The organism is Alloalcanivorax balearicus MACL04, assembly GCF_025532145.1.
Classification (GTDB): Bacteria; Pseudomonadota; Gammaproteobacteria; order Pseudomonadales; family Alcanivoracaceae; genus Alloalcanivorax; species Alloalcanivorax balearicus.
Genome location: NZ_ARXS01000030.1, coordinates 40,767 through 56,285, shown reverse-complemented (window position 1 = coordinate 56,285; position 15,519 = coordinate 40,767). Strand labels below are relative to the sequence as shown.

At 62.3% G+C, this 15,519-nt stretch carries 14 protein-coding genes; 9 read left to right on the top strand and 5 right to left on the bottom strand.

What is annotated here, in order from left to right; translation table 11 throughout:
- Window positions 1–121: 121 nt before the first annotated feature.
- Both moaCB and MA04_RS18820 read left to right on the top strand, forming a co-directional pair.
- Window positions 122–1,051 (top strand): bifunctional molybdenum cofactor biosynthesis protein MoaC/MoaB, encoded by a 930-nt coding sequence (gene moaCB / locus MA04_RS18825; protein WP_163123026.1) that lies wholly within the window; start codon window positions 122–124, stop codon window positions 1,049–1,051.
- Window positions 1,052–1,208: 157 nt separating this feature from the next.
- Entirely contained in the window at window positions 1,209–2,444 is a 1,236-nt protein-coding gene (locus tag MA04_RS18820) for a molybdopterin molybdotransferase MoeA (protein WP_262462168.1), read from the top strand.
- Between the two features lie 12 nt (window positions 2,445–2,456).
- Here MA04_RS18820 and MA04_RS18815 read toward each other — a convergent pair whose 3' ends face one another.
- Both MA04_RS18815 and MA04_RS18810 read right to left on the bottom strand, forming a co-directional pair.
- Window positions 2,457–3,749, bottom strand: a complete 1,293-nt coding sequence (locus MA04_RS18815; RefSeq protein WP_262462166.1) for a S41 family peptidase — start codon at window positions 3,747–3,749, stop codon at window positions 2,457–2,459.
- Window positions 3,750–3,800: 51 nt separating this feature from the next.
- Window positions 3,801–4,985 carry a murein hydrolase activator EnvC family protein gene (locus MA04_RS18810; protein ID WP_262462165.1) on the bottom strand — a complete coding sequence of 395 codons (1,185 nt, stop codon included), beginning with the start codon at window positions 4,983–4,985 and terminating at the stop codon, window positions 3,801–3,803.
- Between the two features lie 74 nt (window positions 4,986–5,059).
- Between MA04_RS18810 and MA04_RS18805 the strand changes: the two genes are divergently transcribed.
- From MA04_RS18805 to secB, 3 genes are all read left to right on the top strand, one after another.
- The gene (locus tag MA04_RS18805) at window positions 5,060–5,476 is read left to right on the top strand and encodes a rhodanese-like domain-containing protein (RefSeq protein ID WP_014992976.1); all 417 of its coding nucleotides are present in this window, start codon (window positions 5,060–5,062) and stop codon (window positions 5,474–5,476) included.
- 16 nt (window positions 5,477–5,492) lie between these two features.
- Entirely contained in the window at window positions 5,493–5,747 is a 255-nt protein-coding gene (gene grxC / locus MA04_RS18800) for a glutaredoxin 3 (RefSeq protein ID WP_262462163.1), read from the top strand.
- A 91-nt stretch (window positions 5,748–5,838) separates the two neighbouring features.
- Entirely contained in the window at window positions 5,839–6,306 is a 468-nt protein-coding gene (gene secB, locus MA04_RS18795; RefSeq protein ID WP_262462170.1) for a protein-export chaperone SecB, read from the top strand.
- Between the two features lie 121 nt (window positions 6,307–6,427).
- On the opposite strand, the gene trmL is transcribed toward secB, so the two are convergent.
- The 3 genes from trmL to typA all read right to left on the bottom strand — a co-directional run bounded on the left by trmL (window position 6,428) and on the right by typA (window position 9,929).
- Window positions 6,428–6,892, bottom strand: a complete 465-nt coding sequence (trmL, locus tag MA04_RS18790) for a tRNA (uridine(34)/cytosine(34)/5-carboxymethylaminomethyluridine(34)-2'-O)-methyltransferase TrmL (protein WP_262462161.1) — start codon at window positions 6,890–6,892, stop codon at window positions 6,428–6,430.
- A 113-nt stretch (window positions 6,893–7,005) separates the two neighbouring features.
- Window positions 7,006–7,920, bottom strand: coding sequence for a peptidoglycan-binding domain-containing protein (locus tag MA04_RS18785; protein WP_262462159.1), 915 nt, complete (start codon window positions 7,918–7,920; stop codon window positions 7,006–7,008).
- A 200-nt stretch (window positions 7,921–8,120) separates the two neighbouring features.
- Window positions 8,121–9,929 (bottom strand): translational GTPase TypA, encoded by a 1,809-nt coding sequence (gene typA, locus MA04_RS18780; protein WP_163123038.1) that lies wholly within the window; start codon window positions 9,927–9,929, stop codon window positions 8,121–8,123.
- Window positions 9,930–10,392: 463 nt separating this feature from the next.
- Between typA and MA04_RS18775 the strand changes: the two genes are divergently transcribed.
- The 4 genes from MA04_RS18775 to MA04_RS18760 all read left to right on the top strand — a co-directional run bounded on the left by MA04_RS18775 (window position 10,393) and on the right by MA04_RS18760 (window position 15,469).
- On the top strand, window positions 10,393–10,938 hold the full coding sequence (locus MA04_RS18775) for an ATP-dependent zinc protease family protein (protein ID WP_262462157.1): 546 nt from the start codon (window positions 10,393–10,395) through the stop codon (window positions 10,936–10,938).
- A gap of 9 nt (window positions 10,939–10,947) precedes the next feature.
- Complete coding sequence (locus MA04_RS18770; protein ID WP_262462156.1) at window positions 10,948–12,489, top strand: inactive transglutaminase family protein; 1,542 nt, start codon at window positions 10,948–10,950, stop codon at window positions 12,487–12,489.
- The gene (locus MA04_RS18765; protein ID WP_262462154.1) at window positions 12,490–13,488 is read left to right on the top strand and encodes an alpha-L-glutamate ligase-like protein; all 999 of its coding nucleotides are present in this window, start codon (window positions 12,490–12,492) and stop codon (window positions 13,486–13,488) included. It begins immediately after the preceding gene.
- Between the two features lie 130 nt (window positions 13,489–13,618).
- Entirely contained in the window at window positions 13,619–15,469 is a 1,851-nt protein-coding gene (locus tag MA04_RS18760; protein ID WP_262462153.1) for a sulfatase-like hydrolase/transferase, read from the top strand.
- The last annotated feature ends 50 nt before the right edge of the window (window positions 15,470–15,519 follow it).

Genomic DNA, 15,519 nt, shown 5'->3' with positions numbered 1-15,519 from the left:
GCAGTGCCTATGTGCAGGGCTGCTGCATCCGCCCGGACGCGCAGTCGGGCACTCATTTGCACGATCACCATGACTCTCACCCGGACCATCACCGGGTTCCCCATTGTGATGGAGACCATCCTTGAAAGACGTCAGTAACAAACCGGACTCGTTCCGCAGCGCCCGTGCCCAGTGCTGTCTGCGGGCGCCGCAGGACTGCATCGAGCGCCTGCGCCGGGGCGACACCGATAAAGGCGATGCCTTGAAGACCGCGCGCATCGCCGGCATTCTCGCCGCCAAGCGCACCGACGAACTGCTGCCGCTGTGCCACCCGCTGCCGATCCATCGCGCCGAACTGGAATTCGAGCTGGGCGAGGAACAGGTAACGATCCTGGCCGAAGTGCAGACCATCGGCCCCACCGGGGTGGAAATGGAAGCGCTTACCGCCGCGCAGATGGCGGCGCTCACCCTGTACGATATGCTCAAGCCACACTGCCGCCCGGATCAGTTGGAAATCACCGATGGCCGCCTGCTGGAAAAAACCGGCGGCAAGTCCCAGTTCCGCCGCTATCTGCGTGCGCCGATGAGCGCGTCGGTGATCGTGCTGTCGGACACCGTGGCCGCCGGCCGCAAACCGGACACCGCCGGGCGTTCGGTGGAAGAAGGTCTGGCCGCCGCCGGTTTTGAACCGGTGCGTTATCAGGTGTTGCCGGACGAGCCGGATCAACTGCGCGAGGCGGTGCAGGCACAACTGACCGAGGGTACGGCGTTGATCGTTACCGTTGGCGGTACTGGTGTTGGTCCCCGTGATTGCACCGTGGACACCGTGCAACCCATGTTGACCACCGAACTGCCGGGGGTGATGGAGGCGGCGCGGGACTTCGGTCAGCGCCGTACGCCCTACGCCATGATGTCACGGGGCATTGCCGGGCTGGCCGGGGAAAGCGTGGTGGTGACGTTCCCGGGCAGCCGACGCGGCGCCGAGGAGACGCTGGCGGCGCTGCTGCCGGGGCTGGTACACCTGTTGGAAGTGTGCCGGGCCGGCCGCCCGCATCCGGGCGGGTATCAGTAACGCAGCGCCGCCCGGCAGCGTTGCACAGACCGGAGGACTACGGAGCCGCTGTGGGAGCTTGCTTGCAAGCGAATTCGCTTGCAAGCAAGCTCCCACAGCGGCTTTGTAGCCATTTCTGAATTCACGTTCCCAAGACCAGTTTGAAGGAGAATCTCTAATGGGATGCGGGACCACGCCCGGGCTGCTGCCTGTGGCCGAGGCGCTGGCCACCTACCGGCGTGTGCTGACGCCGTTACCGGCCAGCGACTACCCGGTGGAAGCCGCCTTGGGCCAGGTATTGGCGGCCCCGGCGCGGGCGGCGGTGGCCCTGCCGCTGTTCGATCAGAGCGCGGTGGACGGCTATGCGGCACGCAGCATCGATCTGGCTGTGGCGACGCAAGAGCAGCCGGTGCGCCTGATCTTGAGCGGGGATATTCCCGCCGGGCAAAGCGCGGAAGCGGCGTTGGCGCCGGGTTGCGCCATGCGCATTCTGACCGGGGCCCCGGTGCCGCCGGGGGCCGACACTATCGTGCGACAGGAGTGGGTGGTCCGCGAGGAGGGCACCATCCGGGTAGACCGCGTGGTGGCACCGGAGACGGACCTGCGTCGTCAGGGCGAGGAACTGCAAAGCGGCGCCGAGTTGGCGGCCGCTGGCACGCGGTTGGACGCCGGCCGTCTGGCGGCGCTGGCCATGGCCGGCGTGGCCGGTGTAAACGCGCATCCGAAAGCCCGGGTGACGGTGCTGGTAACCGGGGACGAGGTCAAACCCGTGGGGCAGCCGCTGACGCCCGGGCAAATCTACGACGCCAACGGGCCGCTGGTGCGCGGCTGGTTAACGCAGCGCGGGCAGCCGCTGGTGCGCTGCCAGGCGGTGGCGGATCGTTTCGAAGATGTTTGCCTGGCGTTGGAGCAGGCGCTGACGGAATCGGACGTGGTCATCACCACTGGCGGCGTGTCGGTGGGCGACCGGGATTATTTACCGGAAGCGGCGGAACGGCTGGGTGTGACCCGACACTTCTGGAAGCTGGCGCAAAAGCCGGGCAAGCCGCTGTGGTTCGGGACCCGGGAAGGCACCGCACTGATCGGGTTGCCGGGCAATCCGGCGGCGGTGCTGGTGGGACTGACGGTGCATGTGGCGGAAGTACTGCGCGTGCTGGAAGGCGATCCGGCGGGGCCGCCCTGGGGCTATGCCCGCCTGCTCGAAGACGCGCGTCCGGACGATCGCCGTGATCAGTGGCTGCGTATGCGGTTGCAAACCGACCCGCTCACCGGTGCCACGACACTGGCGCCGTTACCGCGCCAGGCGTCGCATATGCTGTCCAACCTGATGGCGGCGGACGTGCTGGCCTGGGTGCCGGCCGGTGATGACGCCTGGCGCGCCGGTTCGGTGGTGCGCTGGCTGGCGTTGAGGTAACGCCGGCCGGCTCTAGCGTTTCCCCGCCAGCGTAATCCCCTTGAGAATCGACAGTGCCTGGGACAGCGGGTAATCGCGGCTGGCCAGCGGCTCCTCTTCCGGCTCCGCATCCGGCCCGTTCTCTCCATTCTGGTTCATCAGATGATGGGGCAGGTCCGCTTCCCGTGGCAGGTGCTCCTTGAGCAGTTTGACGCTGGCCACTTCCACCTTGATGTCCGGGACGATGCCTTCCGCCTGGATCGAGCGCCCTTCGGGGGTGTAATAACGGGCCGTGGTCAGCTTCAGCGCGCTGTCGCCGCTGATCGGCAAGACCGTTTGCACCGAGCCTTTGCCGAAGGTGCGATTGCCGACGATCACGGCGCGCCCCTGATCCTGCAGGGCGCCGGCAACGATTTCCGAAGCGGAGGCGGAGCCGCCGTTCACCAGTACCACCAGAGGCAGACCTTGAAGCCGGTCGCCGGCGTGGGCGCGATAGTCGTTGCGGCTGGCTTCGTCACGGCCCTGGGTGTAGACGATCAAACCGTTGTTGAGGAACAGATCGGCCACTTGCACGGCGCCGTCCAGAACACCGCCGGGGTTGTTGCGCAGGTCCAGGATCAGCCCTTTGAGTTTGCCTTCCCCCTGCAATTTCTCCAGCGCCTTGCCGGTTTCCATGCCGGTGTTGTTCTGGAACTGGGAGATACGGATGTAACCGTAACCCGGCTCCAGGGTGTCCTGTCTTACGCTCTGTACTTTGATGCGGTCCCGCTCCAGCACCACTGTGCGCGGCTGTTCCTCCCCTTCGCTGAGGACCGACAGGGAAACCTTGGAGCCGCGTTCACCACGCATTTTCTCCACCGCTTCTTCCAGGCTCAGGCCCTTGACGAAGGTGTCGTCAATTTTCAGGATCAGATCGCCGGCGCGGATGCCGGCGCGGGCGGCGGGGGAATCGTCGATGGGGGTCACGACCTTGACGAAGCCGTCTTCCATGGTCACTTCCAGGCCCAGACCGCCAAACTCACCGGTGGTGGTGGTCTGCAAATCCTCGAACTGATCCGGCGTCAGGTAGGCCGAGTGTGGATCCAGTTCGTAGAGCATGCCGCGAATGGCGGCATTGAGCAGTTCCTTCTCGTCCACTTCCTCGATGTAGGCGCCGCGCACCCGTTCCAGCACTTCGGCGAAGGCCCGCAACTGGGTCACCGGAACGCCGGCTTCACGGGCCTGGTCGTCCAGGGCCTCGGGAGTGGTGGCGGCGTGCAGAGTGGGAACGAAAACAGTAAGAGCGAGCAAAGTGGAGCGCAGAACAGCGTGAGGCAGTTTCAACATGAGGCTCTAATCCTGGCGTCAGTTGGCGCGGGTGATCAGTTGTTACGGCGATCAGTTGTTACGAGCAATGGGCGGCAGTGTAACACGGCGGTCGCACCAGCGCGCCGGGTTCACCGCCTTGCCACGGTGGCGGATTTCAAAGTACAGAGCGCTGCGGCTATTGCCGCCGGAACGGCCCGCCAGGGACAGTACATCGCCGGTGGCGACCTGGTCGCCGACCTGGCGCAGCAGGCTTTGATTGTAGCCGTAGAGCGTCAGGTAACCGTCGCCATGATCGAGAATGATGAGCAGACCGAAGCCGCGCAACCAGTCGGCGAACACCACCCGCCCGGGGTGCACGGCTTGCACCGGCGTGCCTTCGTCCACGCCCAGAATGACCCCGGTCCAACGCAGTTCACCTTCCCGGCGGCTGTTGTAGCTGGTCAGCACTGGCCCGTGTACCGGCCAGGGCAGACCGCCCGCCAGCTTGCCGAAGGGGGTGCCGCCGCCCGCGGCCGGCCGGCTCGGACCGCTTGGCGGGCTCTCCCGCGCCGCTTGTTCGGCGGCCTGGCGCATTTGCTCCAGCAGACGTTCCAGGCGCTGTTGATCCGCGCGCAGGCTGCTCAACTGGCCACCGCGGTTCTCCAACGACTGGCCAAGGGCGGCCAGCGCCTTCTCCCGTTCACGCCCGGCGGCCTCCAGTTCCTGGCGATGCCGGGCCAGGGCGGTGCGCCGGTCCAGCAGGTCGGCGCGGGCATCGGCCACTTCCCGGGCCACCTGGCGCAGATCGACCAGCTCACCCTCCAGGTTGACCAGACGGTCCCGCCGCGCGCGCTGGAAGTATTCCTGGTAGCGTAGCAGCCGGGCTACCCGTTCCGGCTCTTCCTGGTTGAGCAGCAGCTTGATGCGCTCCTCCCGGCCGGCCTGGTAGCTGGCCCGCACGGTGCGGGCCAGCCACGACAATTGAACCTTCTTCTCCGCCGCCAGTTCGGCCTGACGCTGTTCGGTCTCGGCCAGACGTTGCTCGGCGTCCTGGACCTCCCGGTCCAGGTGGCGTTGTTCACGGCCCAGGGTACCGATGCGTTTTTCGGTATCGCGCAGCTTCGCCTGCAGGTCGTCGCGACGCTCCAGGTCCTGATTCTGAGCCGAGGTCAGCTCGCGGATGCGCTCCTTCAGGGCTTCCAGTTGCTTGGGGGACGGGTCGTCCGCCCGGGCAACCAGGCTCAACAGCAGGAGCAGGGGAAAAAGACGTCTCATGGCAGCGGGTTTTACCGTAACCGGCCCCCGATGTGTATACTTGGCGCCGATTTTACCTCGGCAGGAACGCAACCATGGATCGTTTGATCGAGTTTGCCAGCAACCATTACCTTCTGGTCTCCGCCTTCTTTCTGTTGTGGGCTGTTTTCTTCACCATTGAGTCCCGACGCGGGGGCAAGCCCATCAGTCCGCAATTGGCCACCAATCTGATCAACCAGCAAAACGGCGTGATCATCGATTTGCGTGACGGCGAGGAGTTCCGCGCCGGCCACATCGCTGGTAGTGTCAATATCCCCTCCGGGCAGGTCATGGATCAGCTCTCGCAGCTACAGGCCTATAAGGACCGACCAGTGATTCTGGCCTGCAAAATGGGCAATCAGTCGTCACACCTGGGGCGCCAGTTGCGCGGCAAGGGGATTCCCAACCTTTACCGCATTCAGGGCGGCATCAACGCCTGGCGCAATGATAACCTGCCGGTGGTGAAGGCCTGATGGCCGAGGTGACACTATGACCGAGGTGACAATGTACACCACCTCGTGGTGTCCTTTCTGCCGGCGGGCCAAAAGTTTGTTGGTGTCGAAGGCGGCGCGGCTTCATGAAATCGATGTGGATCGTGTTGCCGGAGCGCGCCAGGAGATGATGGAGCGCAGCGGCCGGCGTACCGTGCCGCAAATCTGGATCGGGCCGCGCCATGTGGGGGGCTGCGATGAACTTTTCGCCCTGGAACGGGCGGGCAAGCTGGATGCATTGCTTAACGAATAGTTGCTTGGCGGGTGAGTGTGCTCCAAGCCATGCCGGGCATGCCGAATAACACGGGTCGCCGGGGGCGGCCTTGCAAACCATGGAGATAATGATGGCGGATCAACAGGAAAAAGTATTTCAACTGCAGCGCGTGTACCTGAAGGACGCTTCCTTCGAGTGCCCGGGCGCGCCCGAGATTTTCCTGCAGGAGTGGAAGCCGAAGGTCAATGTTCAGTTGAACAACAATGCCCGCCGGCTCGGGGACTCCAACGAGTACGAAGTGGAAGTGACGGTGACCGTGACCGCCAAGGATGAAGGGGAAGAGAAAACCTTTTATCTGGTGGAAGTAAAGCAGGCCGGCATCTTCACTCTGGTCGGTATTGAAGACGAGGAGCGCAACCAGCTGCTCGGCGCTTATTGCCCCAATCTGCTGTTCCCTTACGTGCGCGAAGTGGTGTCGGATCTGGTGTCCAAGGCGTCTTTCCCGCAGATGGTGTTGCAGCCGCTGAACTTCGACGCTCTCTATCAGCAACAGCGTCAACAGCAGACGGAAGGCAATGAGAGCGTGACGGTTCAGTAGAAGAGCCGGACGCCGGACGCTTTAGAACACCGTATCTTATAGGGTTGCGGATATGATTTTCCCTAGGAAAGGCTTGCAGGGGGAGAGATCGGTGTTTTTGATCTTTTAGCGTCTGGCGTCTCTACACCGCGCCCGGATATCCCAGTTGGCGCCAGGCCTCGTAAAGAGTTACCGCCACGGCATTGCTCAAATTGAGACTGCGGCTGTCGGCCACCATCGGCAACCGCAGCCGTTGCTCCGGCGCCAGCTGCTCCAGAATCTCCGCGGGCAATCCCCGGGTCTCCGGGCCGAATAGCAGCACATCACCGTCCTCGAACCGGGTATCACTGGGTGTGGTGCGGCCCTTGGTGGTCAGGGCGAACAGGCGGGCCCCGCTCATAGCGGTCTGGAAGGCCTCGAAATCCGGGTGTACGGTTACCCTTGCCCATTCCGAATAGTCCAGCCCCGCGCGCCGCAGGCGCTTCTCATCCAGACTGAAGCCGAGTGGCTCGATCAGGTGCAGCCCGGCGCCGGTATTGGCGGCGAGGCGGATGATGTTGCCGGTGTTCGGCGGAATTTCCGGTTGATATAGGGCAACGTGCAGCATTTGAGGGACACAAGGAAGCCGGAAGGGTCAGAGAGTATAACGCCCTCGGCGGGCATGTGGCCGAAAAGACAGGGGGATGCCACGGCGGGCGGGGCCCGCCGTGGGCGACGAGGTCAGAGTTGTACACCCAGTTCATTCAGGGTGCGCATGGTCAGTTGACCGGAAGGCAGATTATTGTCCTTCTGATAGGCGACGACGGCGGCCCGGGTGCGGCTGCCATAAACGCCATCCACCCAGGTTGGATCGTAGCCTTCGTCCTTGAGTGCCTGCTGCAGACGACGGACCACGTCCGGAGTGGTGTTGGTTTCGCACAGGATTTCACGCCATTCCATGTCGGCGTCGGTGACCTTCACCTGCTTCGGAACGTCCCGATATTGGGCGGGAATAACCTGTTTGTGAGTCTGTGGCGGCTCCACCTGTTTGACCACTTCGATGGTCTTGTATTCGGCGGGGATGGTCACTTCCTCCACCCGTTCCGGCTGCACCAGCTCCTTGCGCTGGACGGTTTTGTATTCCGCCGGCACTTCCACCAGGCACATGATCTCGCCGGTGGCCTGGTCGATTCTCTCGATCGGGCCGCGGCCTTTCTTCCAGGTGGTGTACGCGGGACGAACCAGAACCTGTTCGGAGACGGTGCGGTATTCCGCCGGTTTGGTGATCAGCTTGGTGGTGGCTTCCCTCACCAGAACCCGTTCATGGACAGTTTCATAACGCGCGGGTGTGGTGGTGAGTTTGGTGTCTTCCGCGGACACCATGACCCTTTCCATTTCCGTTTTATAGGTTTCCGGGATCACCACCCGGGCGTAACAATGTCCGGGTTTGGCGTTCGGTGGCAGCAGATCGGGGGCCTGAGACGCGGACGCGGGTTGCTCATTACCCAATTGGGCGCGTAGTTGTTGGTTTTCCTGCTCCAGTTGTCGCAGGCGCTGATTGTCGGTGCTGCTGTCCATGGTAGTGGTTTGTTGGCTGGCACATCCGGTGGCCAGAATGGCGGCGGCGAGCGGCAATAATAAAAGCGAGGATTTCATCGTATCGTTCCCTTAATTCCTCCATGTGGAATTAAAGACATTAGGGGGATTCTTTTGCCGTCGATATCCATGCGGGGGCTTTTTTACAGAACGTTCACCAAAAGCCTAAAAACCGGGCCGTTTTGGTGCATATTAGAGCGAAACTATTTGCTTAAACCGGCGCCACCCCTAAAAACGGGGCGGCGCTATAAGGCGGGATTTTAACGGCTTGCGCGTTTGCGTTCGGTTTCGGTGAGCAACTTCTTGCGCAGACGCAGATGGTGCGGCGTGACCTCCACCAGCTCATCGTCCTCGATGAAGTCCAGGGCCTGTTCCAGGCTGAAGCGCACCGGCGGGGTGAGAATCACGTTCTCGTCGGTGCCGGAGGCGCGCATGTTGGTGAGCTGCTTGCCCTTGGTGGGGTTCACCACCAGGTCATTGCCCCGGCTGTGGATACCAATCAACTGGCCTTCGTAAACTTCCACGTTGGGGTCGATCAGCATGCGGCCGCGCTCCTGCAGATTGAACAGGGCGAACGCCAGCACCTTGCCCTTGACCATGGAGACCAGCACGCCATTGTTGCGCTGGGCCATGTCGCCGGGTTTGTACTCGCCGTAATGGCTGAAGGTGCTGTTGAGGATGCCGGTGCCGGAGGTGAGCGTCAGGAACAGACTGCGGAAGCCGATCAGACCGCGGCTGGGCACGACGAAGGTCAGGCGTACGCGGCCTTTGCCATCGGGCTCCATGTTGGTCATCTCGGCGCGGCGCAGACCCAGGTGCTCCATGATCGCGCCCTGGTGCTGTTCTTCCACGTCGGCCATCACGTTCTCGTAGGGCTCCTGCTTCTGGCCATCCACTTCGCGCACGATCACTTGCGGGCGGCCCACGGCCAGCTCAAAGCCTTCGCGGCGCATGTTCTCGATCAGTACCGACAGGTGCAGTTCGCCACGGCCGGAGACACGGAACTGGTCGGCGCTGCCGGTTTCTTCCACGCGCAGGGCTACGTTGTGCTTGAGCTCCGCCTCCAGGCGCTCACGAATCTGGCGGCTGGTGACGAACTTGCCGTCCTGGCCGGCGAACGGCGAGGTGTTAACGTGGAACACCATGCTCACGGTGGGCTCGTCCACGGTCAGCGGTGGCAGGGCCTCGACATTGTTCGGGTCGCACAGGGTGTCGGAAATATCCAGCGGGTCCATGCCGGTGACACAGACAATATCGCCGGCGCCGGCCTCGCTGACATCCACTCGCTCCAGACCATGGTGCCCCATGATTTGCAGTATCCGGCCGTTACGCACCTTGCCCTCGCGGTCGATGATCTTCACCTGCGAGTTGGCCTTTACCTGGCCGCGCTTGATGCGGCCGATACCGATCACGCCCAGGTAGCTGTTGTAGTCCAGCGAGGAAATCTGCATCTGGAACGGGCCGTCGGCGTCCACTTCCGGCGCCGGTACCCGGTCGATGATGGTCTGGAACAGCGGGGTCATGTCTTCCGCCATCTGATCCGGCTCCTGGCCGGCGATGCCGTTCAGGGCGGAGGCGTACACCACCGGGAAATCCAATTGTTCGTCGCTGGCGCCGAGATTGTCGAACAGATCGAACACCTGATCCATGACCCAGTCCGGGCGGGCGCCGGGGCGGTCGATCTTGTTGATCACCACGATCGGCTTGAGGCCGGCGGCGAACGCTTTCTGGGTGACGAAGCGGGTCTGCGGCATGGGGCCGTCCACCGCGTCCACCAGCAGCAGCACCGAGTCCACCATCGACATGACACGCTCCACCTCGCCACCGAAGTCGGCGTGGCCGGGGGTGTCGACGATATTGATGCGGTAGTCGCCGTATTTAAGGGCGGTGTTCTTGGAGAGGATGGTGATGCCCCGTTCCTTCTCCAGGTCGTTGGAATCCATCACCCGTTCGACGTCGCCAGCGCGGTCTCCCAGGGTACCGGACTGTTGCAACAGCTTGTCCACCAGGGTGGTCTTACCGTGGTCAACGTGGGCGATGATGGCGATGTTGCGCAGGCGTTCAATCACGAAACAGGCTCCGAAGCGGGTGATAAGGCCGCGGAGGGCGCGGCGGGAGCGCATTGTACAGTCCCCCAGGCTACCGAAGCCACCGTCTTCTCGAGCGTGTGGCCAGCCACCGGTGACAGTGGGCGGCGCCCGCGGGCTATGAGAGAATGCGACCCGGTTCACGATTTTGCGGTTGTTGCTTCAAGGTAGTGTGCATTCGCCTAGAATGGCGCAACCAAACGGGGTCGTACCGGTCATACACTGCCCGTCGATGACTATCCGTTTCGAGCTTTCCCGGCTCCCGAGGCTGCCCGGATTGGCATATCAGTCTGCCCGTGGCGGCATTTCTCCAATGCAGTTCTGGACACGTGTGGTTCTGGACAAGAATGCGGTTCTGAACAAGGAAGGTATTCGTTATATGCGGTTTGGGTGTGCGTGCGGCTTAGGGTATGGACTGGCGATAGCGCTCTGTCTGGCCCTGCCCATGAAGGCCGTCGCCGACGGCGAGGACCCTGGAAAGATCATTCTGGGCCTCAACGAAGAGGTCATGATCGAAGAGCTGGGTATAGCGTTGCCCGCTAAACTGGACACCGGGGCCCAGTCCGCTTCGCTCAGTGCCCGGCAAATCCGGACTTTCAAGCGGGATGGGCAGGATTGGGTATCCTTTGATCTGTGGATGGTGCCAGAGCAACGCGCGAAAATCGGGCTGGAACAGGATCAGTGGCGCACCCTTGAATTGCCACTATCCAAACATGTGCGTATCAAGCGCCGTGCCGAAAACCAGATTGACGGGGCGCCGGGCTACAGCCGCCGTCCGGTGGTGGAATTGACGCTGTGTGTCCGTGATCGGGCCCGGCAGGTGGACGTCAATCTGACTGATCGCAGTGACTTCCGGTTCCCGCTGCTGGTGGGATCCGAGGCGCTGGTTTCGCTGGGGGCTCTGGTAGACCCGGCACAGTCCATGAGCGGGGGTGCGCCATCCTGCTCCAGGGAAGAAACCGTCGGCTTGGCGGCCGAAGAAACCGAATAAGGCTGGAACATGGGTTCTGTGAAACTGCACGCGCGGCTGCTGGCCGTGGCATTGTTGGTTCTGGGCATAGGCAGCATGGCCTACCAGATTCTGATTCAGAAAGTGCCGCTTACCGAAAGTGAGACCGATCCGGTCTGGGTGGTGGATGCTCAGGTCCAGTTCCAGGCCAGGGGTAACCACCCGGTGAAGGTGCGAATGTTCGTGCCGCCACTGGACAGTGGTTTCACCACCCTGAATGAAAGCTTCATTTCCAATAACTATGGCGTCAACGTCAGTCGTGAGGGAGGCAACCGGGTAGTGACCTGGTCCAGCCGCCGGGTAGAGGGCCAGCAGAGCCTGTATTACCGGTTGCTGATCACTCCCCGTTTCGCCGAGCCCGGCGGCCAGGCGAAGGAACCAGGACCGCAATTCCGTCCCAGCCCGACGCTGTCCGGGCCGGAAAAAGTGGCCGCCGACGCTCTGCTGGCGCCGATTCGTCAGCATTCCGCGGACATCGAAACCTTTATCAGCGAGACCATCAAACGGGTCAACAGCCGCGACGACAACGATAATGTGCGGTTGTTGCTGGGCGGGAACATGGCGCCGGAGAACCGGGCCCGGGTGGTGGATCTGCTGCTGGCGGTGGCGCACATCCCGGCGGAGCCGGTGTACACCCTGCGTCTGTCCGAGGTGCAGAATCAGCAGCCGGAGCTATGGCTGCGTTCCTACAACGGCAACGCCTGGTTGTATTTCAACCCCAATACCGGTCAGCAGGGGCTGCCGGAGGACCGTCTGGTTTGGTGGAGCGGGCAGGCCCCCCTGTACAACCTGGATGGTGGCCGTAACGCGGAGGTGAAGTTCAGCGTTCACCAGAATGAGATGAGCGCTCTGCAACTGGCGCAGACGCTGAGTTCCCAGGATGTTTCCAGCTTCATCGATTTCTCGCTCTATGATTTGCCGCTACCGGTACAACAGCTCCACCGGATCCTGATCATGATTCCGGTGGGGGTGCTGCTGGTGCTGTTGATGCGCAGCCTGATTGGCGTGGAGACCCTCGGTACTTTCACACCGGTGCTGATCGCCCTGGCATTCCGTGAGACCCAGGTGGTGTGGGGAGTCATTCTGTTCACCTTCATCACCACCATCGGCCTGTCGTTACGATCGTATCTGGAACATCTCAAGTTGCAGTTGATGGCACGGTTGTCGGTGGTGCTGACCTTCGTGGTGATCCTGATCGGGCTGATCAGCTTGTTCAGCTACAAGCTGGGCCTGGAAGTAGGGCTGTCGGTGGCGCTGTTCCCGATGGTGATTCTGACCATGGTGATCGAGCGGATGTCCATTGTCTGGGAAGAGCGGGGCGGGCCGCAGTCCATGAAAGTGGCCATCGGCACCTTGGTGGTGGCGATTCTCAGTCACTTGTTGATGGTGTGGAGTCCGCTGGTCTATCTGGTCTTTACCTTCCCGGGCATCCTCCTGGTGCTGGCCGCGTTCATGGTGTTCATGGGCCACTATCGCGGCTACCGGCTCGCTGAACTGGTCCGCTTCCGGGCCATGACCGAAGAGGGGCGCTGAATGTTCGGGGTAAAAACCTGGCGTGCTCTGCGGCGGCGCGGCGTGATGGGCATCAACCAGCGTAACGGCGATTATGTGCTGCGTTACAATGATCGCCGTTTGTACCCGCTGGTGGACGACAAAATCCGCACCAAGAAGCTGGCGCTGGACGCTGGTATCCGGGCGCCGGATATGTACGGCATCATCGAGACCGAGCAGGGCATCGGCAAAGTGGCGGAGATCGTGGAAACCCATGGGGATTTCGTCATCAAACCCTCCCAGGGCGCAGGCGGTGACGGCATCATGGTCATCTCCGATCGCTTCGAGGGCTATTACCGTACGGTCTCCGGTCGCATGGTCAGCCCCGAGGAGATGGAGTTTCACATTTCCGGGATCATCTCCGGCATCTATTCCCTGGGCGGTCATCGTGATCGCGCGCTGATTGAATACCGGGTCCGTTCCACCGACCTGTTTGACCGCATCAGCATCGGCGGGGTGCCGGATGTACGCATCATCGTACTCAAGGGCTATCCGGTGTTCGCCATGCTGCGTCTGCCTACCCGGCAGTCCGATGGCAAGGCCAATCTGCACCAGGGCGCCATCGGCGTGGGTGTGGACATCGCCACCGGCGTGACCCTGGCAGGCACCTGGCACAACCTGAAAATCGACCGCCATCCCGATACCGCGCATCCGGTGGCGGGCGTCACCATTCCGGATTGGGAGGAGTGTCTGGCGCTGGCGGCGCGCTGCTATGACCTTGCCGGGTTGGGGTATCTCGGTGTGGACCTGGTGCTGGACAAGCACAAGGGGCCGATGATGCTGGAACTGAATGCCCGTCCCGGCCTCAATATCCAGATTGCCAATGACGATGGATTACTACGCCGCTGTGGCATCGTTGAACGCCATTTGGAACAGCGCGGCAAGGATGATGGCGAGGAGTCGGTGGAGCAGAGGGTGCTGTTCGCTAAACACCATTTTGCGGTGGCGACCCCGGAGCCGCCGGATACGGTCACGGAATAGCCGCCTTTCCGAAGCCTCTCCCGTGGCGGTCCGAAGAGGGCTGACGTGGGCGGTGGCCATCAACATTAAGCTTTGATTAAGTTTTTGTGTCTAGGCTTGTCAGGATTTACACCCCTGGCGAGCCTGGTCGATGACACAAACACCCCGTCCTTCCCCCGCGCCCTGGCGGCGTTTTTTCCTGGTTAATTACCTGCTTATTCTTGCTGCCTGCCTGTATGTGGCGAGGCAGGCACTGATACAGCCTGGTAGTGCCTGGAGCCTGCTCTTCCTGCTGGTGGCGTTGGTGGGTTACGCTTTTGTGTTCCTGCTGCCGCCTCTGATCCTGTCCCTGCTGGCGCGCCTTCTCGGACGTTGGCCGGGGTACGGCGTGGCGGTAATCGGCAGCGCTCTGATGTTGCTGCTGTTACTGGTGGACGGCCAGATCCATGATCTCTATGGCTTCCATCTCAACGGCTTCGTCTGGAATCTGTTGACCACGCCGGGGGGCTTCACCTCCATGGGCGGTGGTCCGGACGCGGTACTCTCCTTCGTAGTGTTCGCACTGGCGGTGGTGGTGGTCGAAGTCGCCTTGCTGTTTTGGAGCCTGCGTAAACCGGTTCCGCGTTTGCGGTGGGGGTGGATGGCCACGGCATTGCTGCTTTGTATGTTGGGGGAACGGGCAGCCTACGGCACCGCGCATTTGCTGGCTTACCGGCCGGTGCTCAACGCCTCCCATGCGGTGCCGTTTTACCAGCCCACCACTTTTCGTAGTGCCGCCATCGCCTTGGGGGTCGAACCGGTGCGGACCAGCAATAAGCTGGACGTGGCCGATCAGGGTCGCCTGCATTACCCGCGGGAAGCCCTCCGGGTGGCCGCGGACGCGCCTTCCCCCAATATCATGGTGCTGGTGGCGGAATCCCTGCGCTGGGATATGCTGACGCCGGAAATCATGCCCAATCTGTGGCGCTTCGCCGAACAGAGGGGGATCCGCTTCACCGATCACTACAGCGGGGGCAACGGCACCCGCATGGGCATCTTTTCCCTGTTTTATGGGCTGCCGGGTAATTACTGGTTCGCCTTTCTGGATGCGCGCCAGCCGCCGTTGCTGATGAGTGAGATGCAGCGCCGGGGGTACCGGATGGGCCTTTATACCAGTGCGCGATTCAGCTACCCGGAATTCGACAAAACGGTCTTCGCCGGTGTCCCCGAGTCCCTGTTGCACAGCGACGAGGAGGGGCCCGGCTGGCAGCGGGATCGCCGCAACGTGGATCGCATGCTGGCGTTTCTGGATCAACGGGACGCGGCGGAACCGTTCTTCGGTTTTCTGTTTTTCGAGTCCCCTCACGCACGCTATTACTTCCCTGAGGAAAGCGTGATCCGGCCGGATTATCTGAAGAATTTCAACTACGCCACCATGGATCTGGAACAGGACATCAACGGCATTTTTAACCGCTATGTGAACGCCTCTCATCATCTGGACCAGCAACTGGGCAAGCTGCTGGACGGCATGACCGAGCGCAACCTGCTGGACAATACAATCCTGGTGATCACCGGTGATCATGGTGAGGAGTTCATGGAAAACGGCCGCTGGGGACACAATTCCGAGTTTCATAATCAGCAGATCCACGTGCCTCTGGTGCTGGCCGGCCCGGGCATCGTGCCGGCGGTGGTGGACAAGCCCACCAGCCATCTGGACCTGGCTCCAACTTTGCTAAGCCGTCTGGGAGTGGAGAACGAGCCGAAGGACTACGCCGTGGGCGTGCCGCTGGATCAGGTGCGCGCCGACCGCTATCGTCTGGCGGCGAGCTGGGATGCGGTGGCGTACCTTGGGCCGGAATACAAGGTGGCGATGCCAGTGCGCGCCGGCGGTTTGTTCGAGATGGCGGTCAGCCATGCCGACGACACTCCGGTGAAAGACGAGGACGAGGTGATGGCCCGGCTCCAGAGCCGGCTGGTGGACGTGCTGGGGGATATGTCCCGATTCTTTTCGGGCGGCCGTTGAGGCGTCGGCACGGATAGTGTTACCCGGGTCGGGTTTGCTATACTCCGTCG